Source organism: Gemmatimonadaceae bacterium, assembly GCA_020852815.1.
In the GTDB taxonomy this organism is placed as follows: domain Bacteria; phylum Gemmatimonadota; class Gemmatimonadetes; order Gemmatimonadales; family Gemmatimonadaceae; genus SCN-70-22.
In genome coordinates this window covers 26,540-34,676 of record JADZAN010000029.1, presented here as the reverse complement: position 1 = coordinate 34,676, position 8,137 = coordinate 26,540, and the positions used below count along the sequence as shown (strand labels likewise).

The 8,137-nt window shown below is 68.8% G+C and carries 5 protein-coding genes; 3 read left to right on the top strand and 2 right to left on the bottom strand.

Going from position 1 to position 8,137, the window contains the following annotated elements; translation table 11 throughout:
- The first annotated feature begins 397 nt into the window (after positions 1 to 397).
- Together IT359_16185 and IT359_16180 are read left to right on the top strand one after the other, a co-directional pair.
- A complete protein-coding gene (locus IT359_16185; GenBank protein ID MCC6930527.1) occupies positions 398 to 892 on the top strand; it encodes a DUF4920 domain-containing protein in 495 nt (164 codons plus the stop codon).
- Positions 893 to 966: 74 nt separating this feature from the next.
- Positions 967 to 1,494, top strand: a complete 528-nt coding sequence (locus IT359_16180; protein ID MCC6930526.1) for a PepSY-associated TM helix domain-containing protein — start codon at positions 967 to 969, stop codon at positions 1,492 to 1,494.
- Between the two features lie 171 nt (positions 1,495 to 1,665).
- Here the strand turns inward: IT359_16180 and IT359_16175 are convergent, their stop codons facing one another.
- Positions 1,666 to 4,056 (bottom strand): DPP IV N-terminal domain-containing protein, encoded by a 2,391-nt coding sequence (locus tag IT359_16175; GenBank protein MCC6930525.1) that lies wholly within the window; start codon positions 4,054 to 4,056, stop codon positions 1,666 to 1,668.
- A 222-nt stretch (positions 4,057 to 4,278) separates the two neighbouring features.
- Here IT359_16175 and IT359_16170 point away from each other — a divergent pair, with 222 nt between their 5' ends.
- On the top strand, positions 4,279 to 6,576 hold the full coding sequence (locus tag IT359_16170) for a S9 family peptidase (protein ID MCC6930524.1): 2,298 nt from the start codon (positions 4,279 to 4,281) through the stop codon (positions 6,574 to 6,576).
- Between the two features lie 113 nt (positions 6,577 to 6,689).
- Here the strand turns inward: IT359_16170 and IT359_16165 are convergent, their stop codons facing one another.
- Positions 6,690 to 8,123 (bottom strand): HEAT repeat domain-containing protein, encoded by a 1,434-nt coding sequence (locus tag IT359_16165; GenBank protein ID MCC6930523.1) that lies wholly within the window; start codon positions 8,121 to 8,123, stop codon positions 6,690 to 6,692.
- Between the last annotated feature and the right edge of the window lie 14 nt (positions 8,124 to 8,137).

Sequence of the window (8,137 nt, the reverse complement as noted above, 5' to 3'; positions counted from 1 at the left end):
GCGCACTGTACGTGACATAGGCGACCGGCTCCGTCGTGTTGTGGCTCTGGTCCGTCGGCTCGTCCGGCGGCGTAACCCACGTTACCACGACCGCGAGCCGGTCGCTTCATTCTGACTGACCCCAATTGGTCCTGATTGGTCTGGTCTCCAAAGAGGTGCCGAAGGACTGGCTCCACTTGTCTCCCAGATGGTTCTGGCGGTCCCCCCGCCGATCGCGAACCGCCGGGCCGCCATGCCCGGCCGTCGGACGTTGGATGACAGCAGCGCGCACGCATGTGCGGCATACTTGAGGGAACTGCGCCTCTCGCTATTCCCCCCAATCGAGCGACCCCAGCGGCGCTCACGCGCCGCGGCGTACCTACGTCCGCCCATCCCCTCGTCGCCCAATCTCCCAGCCATGAAGACACCCCGCGTTTCGACGCTCGCCCGCGCCCTCGCCGTCGTGCTCGCCCTCAGCGTATCCACCGCCGCCACGGCGACCGCCCAGTCGAAGGACTACGGCAAGGCGCTCACGCTCAAGGAAGCGACGCCGATTTCGTCGATCCTGCAGGATCCCAAAGCGTGGGATGGCAAGCGCGTCCTGGTCGAAGGGCTCATCATCGAGGTCTGCGAGGAGCGCGGCTGCTGGATCCGTATCGCCAGCGACAAGGCGTTCGAGTCGCTGCGTTTCAAGGTCGACGACGGCGTGATGACGTTCCCGCAGGACGCCCGCGGCAGGACCGTGCGGGCCGAGGGGATCGTGAAGGTGCGGACGCTCTCGCGCGACCAAGCGATCGCGCAGGCGCGCGAGGTGGCGAAGGAGCGCGGGACGCTCGCCTCGTTCGATTCGTCGAAGGTGAAGGGGCCGGTGACCGACGTGCAGCTGTCGGGAGAGGGCGCGCGGGTCAGGTAGTGCGGGAGCCCACGGATGACCGGCGAGCCGGCCGCACGAGCGGCCCGCGCTGGTCATGGCGCCGGCTGAGCATCGTGCTCCATCGCGACGTCGGCTATCTCGCTGTGGCGCTGACGATTGCGTACGGCATCTCGGGGCTCGCGGTGAACCACATCGCCGACTGGAACCCGAACTACCGTGTCACCAAGCGCGCGCTGGCCATCGGGCCGATCGCCCTCGATGCCGGGGCGTCGATGGTCGACACGGCGCTCGCCAGGCTTTCGCTCGCGACGCCGCCGCGTTCGAGCTACCAGCCCGACCCGCAGACGCTGCAGCTGTTCTACGGCGAGCAGGTGTACAGCATCGACCTCCCCACGGGGAAAGTGCTCGTCGAGTCAAACGTCCCGCGGCGCGTGTTGCACGAGCTCAACCAGCTGCACCTGAACGAGCCGAAGCGCGCCTGGACCTACGTCGCCGATCTCTATGCGCTGTCGCTGATCCTCCTGGCGGTGACCGGGCTCTTCGTCCTGAAGGGGAGGTATGGAATCACCGGACGCGGGGGATGGTTGACGGCGGCGGGGGCGCTGATCCCGCTTGGGTTCTGGCTGGTCTACCTGCGGTAGGGTGGGGAGACGGCGGCAAACGGTGGATAATCGGGGTCGGTCAAAATTGGGGTCAGAGTCACCGAGAATTTGGTTCGGTGACTCTGACCCCAATTCTCCTGATCCCAATTCTCTGACAGCAATTCTCCCCAGTTCTCCTGACCCCACGGCCGGCCCGCAAATCGACCCGACCTACGGCACCGGCCGCGGCGCGATGGCATAGTCGCTCGGGCCCTTGGCCCCCAACAGGTTCTCCACGAAGAAGTCCCACGTGCGCCGAATGACGTACGGGTGGCTCGTGAGGTCGTGGTTGGCGTCGGGAAGGATGAGGAGGTCGAAGCGCTTGTTGGCCTTCACCAGGGCGTCGACGAGGGCGAGGGTGTTGGCGGGGTGCACGTTGTCATCCAGGTCGCCGTGGATGAGGAAGAGCTTCCCCCTGAGCTTGGCGGCAATGTTCTTGTTGGCCGCGTCGGCGAAGTTGTCGCCCCCGCGCAGCGTTTCGCGCACGAGGAGTCCCTGGAAGCGCTCTCCCCACCCGTGGTAGTACGCGGCGTTGTCGTGATTCCCCGACGTGGACACGGCGACCGAGAAGACGTCCGGAAAGCGCAGCATGGCATCGGTCGACGAGAACCCACCCCCCGAATGCCCGAAAATCCCCACCCGCGCGAGGTCCATCCACCGATGCCGGGACCCGAGCTCCCGGAGGGCGGCGACGTGGTCGGGGATCCCGTTGTCGCCCATGTTGCCGTACCACGCGGTGTAGAGCGACTTGTTGCGCCCGGTGTTGCCTAACGCATCGATCTCCACCACGATGAAGCCCAGCTCGGCCAGCGCTTGCACCTGTCCCATGCTGGAGTACGACGAGAGGACGCGCGACGGATAGAACGCGTGCGACACGGGCGAGATGAGCGGGCCGGGATAGATGTGGTCGATGACGGGATACGCCTTCGTGGAGTCGAAGGTGGACGGCTTGTAGAGGACGCCGGTGATCTCGGTGACGCCGTCGCGCGCCTTGGCGCGGAACACCTCGCCCGGTCGCCACCCCGTGGCGCGCAGTGAAGAGATGTCGGCGCGCTCCAGCTCGCGGATCACGCGCCCATCGGCGCCGCGCAGCACGGTGACCGGTGGCGTGTCGACGCGCGAGTAACTGTCGATGAGGACGTGCGCGCCCGGCACCGGGACGATCGTGTGATCGCCATCCTCGGGAGAAAGGAGGGTGAGCGCGCTCCCGTCGAGCGCGACGGAGTAGAGCAGGTCATACTCGGGGTGACGCGTGGCTTCGCGCCCGCGCGCGGTGAAGTAGACGCGCCCCGAAGCGACATCCACATCCAGCAGCTCGGTGACGACCCAGTTGCCGCTGGTCACCTGGTGGCGGACGGCGCCGTCCGCTCCCACGTGGTACAGGTGTCCCCATCCGTCGCGCTCGGAGAACCAGACGACGTCACCGTTCGGGAGCGGCTTCCAGTTGGTCGCCCCGTTGGTGATGTCGATGGAGCCAATGACGTACGTCTTGCTGCTGTCGGCCAGCACCTGCCGGCCAACCGTGGGCGCGCCTCCACCCCCGCTCCCCGCCGCATCGGCGACCATCAGCTGCACGTGTTTTGGGCCGCGGTCGACGTGGGTGAAGAACACGCGGTCCGACGCCGGCGACCATTGCACCTGGCGAGCGCCGAAGCCGTAGAACGCGAGCTGCGGTTGTCGCGAGCCATCGACGTGCCGGCTGATGCGCGCCGCGACGTCCACGAGGTAGAGGTCGGTCATCGGCACGACCGAATCGCCGGGGAGGGCGTACGGCCACTGGTAGTGCGTGGGGCGCGTGGTGGTGGACGAGTACAGGTGCGAGATGCGCACGCCGCGCTCGTCGATGCGGAGGACCGCAATGCGCCTGCTGTCGGGCGACCAGAAGAGCTGCGGACGTTCAGGGGCTCGCGAGCGCACGCGCGTGGGTGGCGGCGTCCCCACGCCGTATGCCCAGCCGGCCATGCCATCGCTCGTCAGCTGCACGGAATCGGCCGTCCCGACCCTTCGCACCCACAGGTTGCCGCCCGACGCAAACGCGTCCCACTGCGCATCGGGAGAACGCACGAAGCGGCTGCGGCCAGCAAGCGTGTCGCCCTTCACGCACGCATACGACGCCAGGACGCAGGTGTAGCCGTGTGCACCGATGCGCACGACGATTCGCGATTCGTCGCGTCCCTCGTCGGCAAAGGCGATGGCGGTGAAGGGGAGGCGCTCCCCGGCGATCGCCGTGTCGGCGGCGCGCGACAGCGATGCGGCGAGGCGCGCGTTCTCGAACAGCAGCGCACGCTGCCCAGTGGCGCTCGACACGGTCACGAACTCCGCGCCGCGCGGCGTCATCACGCGATACCAGAAGCGCGTGGAATCGCGATAGAAGGTCGGCACGACCTGATCGCCCGACACGTGACGCAGCGCATTCCAGCTGAGCATCTGCTCGGCGCGCTGGTAGTCGATCGAGGGCGGTGTGGGGGTGACGGTCGTTGCCTGCGCAACGAGAGGCGCGGGGACGAATGCCGCGAGGATCCATCGTGTCTGCCACGGCAACAGGCGCATCGTTCGACTCATGAGGCGGAAGGGCGGCGCAGGAAGGGCGGAAGCTGCGCCTCGTGATCGCTCTGGTCAACGCGCGAACATCCTGCAGATTACGCGGTCAATCACGTGATGACCGCGCGTTTGCACCAACGTGGTCTCGCGTCGACGTGCCTTCGCGTAAGACGTCCTCGGCCGAGACGTCCTCCGAGACGTCCACCGAGACGTCCTCGCCCGCCCCATACCGCGCGCCCCACCATGCCTCCCTCCACGATCCGCGCCATGACGCTCGCCTCCCTGATCTCCGCGACAGCGCTCTTGGCGACGACGCTCTTTGCGCAGGCCGCAGGGGCCCAGGGGCAAGCGCCGGGCGCCCTCACCGTCCAGCGCGTCTTCTCCGGCGAGTTCAACGCCCGCGGCGTTGGCCAGTTGCGATGGATCGAGGGAGGCAAGGCCTTTCTCACCGTGGAACCGGCGACGCCCGGCGCCGGGCGCGAGATCGTGCGTCATGAGACGGCGACCGATGCCCGCACCGTGCTGGTGACGGCCGCGCAACTCACGCCGGCAGGTGCAACCGCACCCCTTGCCTTCGACGCCTTTGCCTGGTCGGACGACAACCGCAAGCTCCTCCTCTTCACGAACACCACGCGCGTCTGGCGCTACAACACGCGCGGCGACTATTGGGTGCTCGATCGCACGGCGGGGACGCTCAGGAAGCTCGGTGGCGACGCCGCGCCGTCCACGTTGATGTTCGCCACGTTCTCGCCCGACGGCCGCTGGGTGGCTTACGTGCGCGAGCACGACATGTACGCCGAGGAGCTGGCGACGGGGGCAATCACGCGCCTCACGCACGACGGCTCGCGCACCAGCATCAACGGGACGTCGGACTGGGTGTATGAGGAAGAGCTGGGAATTCGCCAGGCGTTCGAGTGGAGCCCGGACTCGAGGCGTCTCCTCTTCTGGCATTTCGACGCCTCGGCGGTGCGCGACTTCCTGCTCATCAACGACACCGATTCGCTCTACCCGTACACGACGGCCATTCCCTATCCCAAGGCGGGGACGACCAACTCGCGCGTCACGTTAGGCGTGGTGGCGCCCACCGGCGGGGCGGTCACGTGGATGGACGTCGCCGGGGACACGGCCGCCAGCTACATCGGTCAGGTGCAATGGCTCGATTCCGCGAGTGTCCTGGTGCAGCACCTCAATCGCCTGCAGAACCGCAACGACTTCTGGGTGGGCGATGCGTCCACCGGGCGCGGGCGCGTGGTGTGGACCGACGCCGACAGCGCGTGGGTGCTGGTGCAGGAGCCACGCTGGATCGCGGGAGGGAAGGCGGGGCCGCTGGCGATCGTGGAGAGCGAGCGTGACGGATGGCGCCACCTCTACACCGTCAGTCGCACCACCGGCGCGACGACGTTGCTCACGCCGGGCGCCTTCGATGTCGCGCTCGCCGGAATGGACGAGAAGGCGGGGATCCTCTACGTGATGGCGTCGCCGGGTGATGCCATCCACAACTATCTGTACCGCGTCCCGCTCAAGGGTGGGCCGGCGACACGCGTGACACCGGCTGACCAGCCAGGGACGCACCGATACGACATCTCCCCCGACGGGCGATGGGCGCTGCACTCGGTGTCGCGCTTCGACGAACCGCCGCGCACGGAGATCATCCGCCTCCCCGGCCACGAGGTGGTCCGCGTTCTCGAGGACAACGCAGCGCTGCGCGCCAGGTTGCAGGCGTTAGGCGCTCCGGCGACCGAGTTCTTCACCGTGACCACGACGCAGGGGCTCCCGGTGGACGGGTACGTGATGCGTCCGCGCGACTTCGACCCGGCAAAGCGCTACCCCGTCCTCGTGCACATCTACGGCGAGCCAGCCGGGATGACCGCTGCCGATCGTTGGGGAGGGAACACGGCGCTCTTCCACCGCCTGATCGCCGACCAGGGGTACCTCGTGATGTCGTTCGACACGCGCGGAACGCCGTCACCCAAGGGGCGCGCGTGGCGCAAGGGGATCTACGGCGCAGTGGGGGCGACGACGGCCGCCGAGCAGGCCGGTGCGCTGCGCGCGTACGCGGCGATGCACGCCTTCGTCGACACGAGCCGCGTGGCGATCTGGGGGTGGAGCGGGGGCGGGACCAACACGCTCAACGCCATGTTCCGCGAGCCCGACGTCTTCAAGGTCGGGATGTCGGTGGCGCCGGTCCCGGACCAACGCCTCTACGACACGATCTACCAGGAGCGCTACATGGGGCTCCCGCAGGATAACGTTGCCGGCTACCAGCTTGGCTCGGCGATCAACCACGCCGAGGGGCTGAAGGGCAAGCTCCTCATCGTGCATGGGAGCGGGGACGACAACGTCCATTATCAGGGGACCGAGCGCCTCGTGAATCGCCTCATCCAGCTGGGAAAGCCGTTCGACATGATGGCCTACCCGAACCGCTCGCACGGGATCTACGAGGGGGCGGGGACGACGCAGCACATCTATTCGCTGCTGCAGCGCTACCTGACGGAGCACCTGCCGGCCGGGGGGCGCGCGGGGGTGGGGGCGATGAACTGACGGCGCGGCAGCACGTGGGCGTTTTAGGCTCACCTCAATTTGGGGTCAGAGTCACCGAACCAAATTCTCGGTGACTCTGACCCCAAATTGAGCTGAGCCCAAATCAGCCCCCCCTACTCCGGAAACGGCCGCGGCCTCGGCATCGGCCAGGGCCACGGATGCATGCGCTGGCCGGCCATCCCCCCCACCGCCGCCTCACGCACCTCGGGATCGTCCGACGTCAGCAGCTCCTTGAAGAACGCCTCCGACTTCTCCCCCGACAGCACCAGCGCGCGGATCTGAGCCTTGCGCGCCCGCGCCGCGCTCTCGCCCTTGAGCGCCGAACGCAGCGCGTTGATGGCCCGCGCGTCGTGGATCTCCGACAGCGCCCACGCCGCGCGCGTGCGCACCTCGGCATCCTTGTCGGTGACGGCCCTGATGAGCCCCGCCGGCGCCTGCCGCAGCTCCAGTTGCCCCAGCGCCCACGCGGCGGTGGCGCGCACCGACGGCTCGGCGTCGCCCCCCGCCGCCTCGCCTAACGCGTCGACTGCCGCCGCCGACTCGAGCTGGCCCAGCGCCCACGCCGCCATCTCCCGCACCTCTCCCTGCCGATCCTTCCGCAGGACCTCGGTGATCGCCGGCGCTGCGTCGGCCACCTCGATGGTGCCCAGCGCCCACACGATGGTCTCGCGCACGTCGTCATCCTGCTCGGCGCCTAACGCGGACACCAGGCCGCTGCCGGCGCGCTTCTGGTCCAGGCGTCCAAGGGCCCACGCCGCCGTGCGGCGCACGCGGGCGACCTTGTCCGTGCGCAGCACGCGCAGCAACTCGTCGACGGCGTCGTCGTCGTCCAGTGTGCCTAACGCCGCCGCCGCCGCGTCGCGCACCAGGTCGGCGTCGTCCCGGAGCGCGCGGCGCACGGCGGGGGCGACCTGCTTGTCGTCGAGGCGCCCCAGCGCCCACACGGCGTTGGCCCGCAGCCCATCGCTGTCCTCGCCCAGCAGGCGCTGCAGCGCGTCGCTGGACCCCCTGGCGCGCACGAGCCCGAGCGCGAGCGCCGCCGCCTCGCGCGTGGCCACGGCGTTGGACGATGCGAGGCGCTCGCGCAGCGGCGCCTCGACGAAGGCCGTGTCGAGACGACCCACGAGACGCACGGAGAGTTCACGCACGCACGGATCCGGCGACGCGATGGAATCGAGCACCATGCGAATCTCGGCAGGCGTTAGGCGGGCGCGAGGAAAGTGCATGGTGCGGGCCGCGGCGTCGGGGCCGAGTGGCGGCGCGGGCGCATTCATCCACGACCCGCCTCCCCAGCCCGACGCCGCCTCGGCCGCAAGTCCGCACACGACGCCGGGAAGCCCGTGCAGTGCACCCAGCAACCCGCGCACATCCATGATGGGACGCGCCGACTCTGCGCCGGGGACGGGCGCGAGGATGCCGTTGGACGTGACAGCCACCGCGACGGCTTCGACGCCAACCGTGGGCACGAGCGGGGCATGGTGGCGGCTGGTGGCGACACTGCCACCGGCGACGGCGCCTAACGCGAAGATGAGGGGGAGCCTGAACATGGCCATTCGGGTGG

Bases quoted from the DNA above. Each gene is read 5' to 3' on its own strand.
- IT359_16185 (MCC6930527.1), top strand. From the start codon at position 398: ATGAAGACACCCCGCGTTTCGACGCTCGCCCGCGCCCTCGCCGTCGTG.
- IT359_16175 (MCC6930525.1), bottom strand. From the start codon at position 4,056: ATGAGTCGAACGATGCGCCTGTTGCCGTGGCAGACACGATGGATCCTC.
- IT359_16170 (MCC6930524.1), top strand. From the start codon at position 4,279: ATGCCTCCCTCCACGATCCGCGCCATGACGCTCGCCTCCCTGATCTCC.
- IT359_16165 (MCC6930523.1), bottom strand. From the start codon at position 8,123: ATGTTCAGGCTCCCCCTCATCTTCGCGTTAGGCGCCGTCGCCGGTGGC.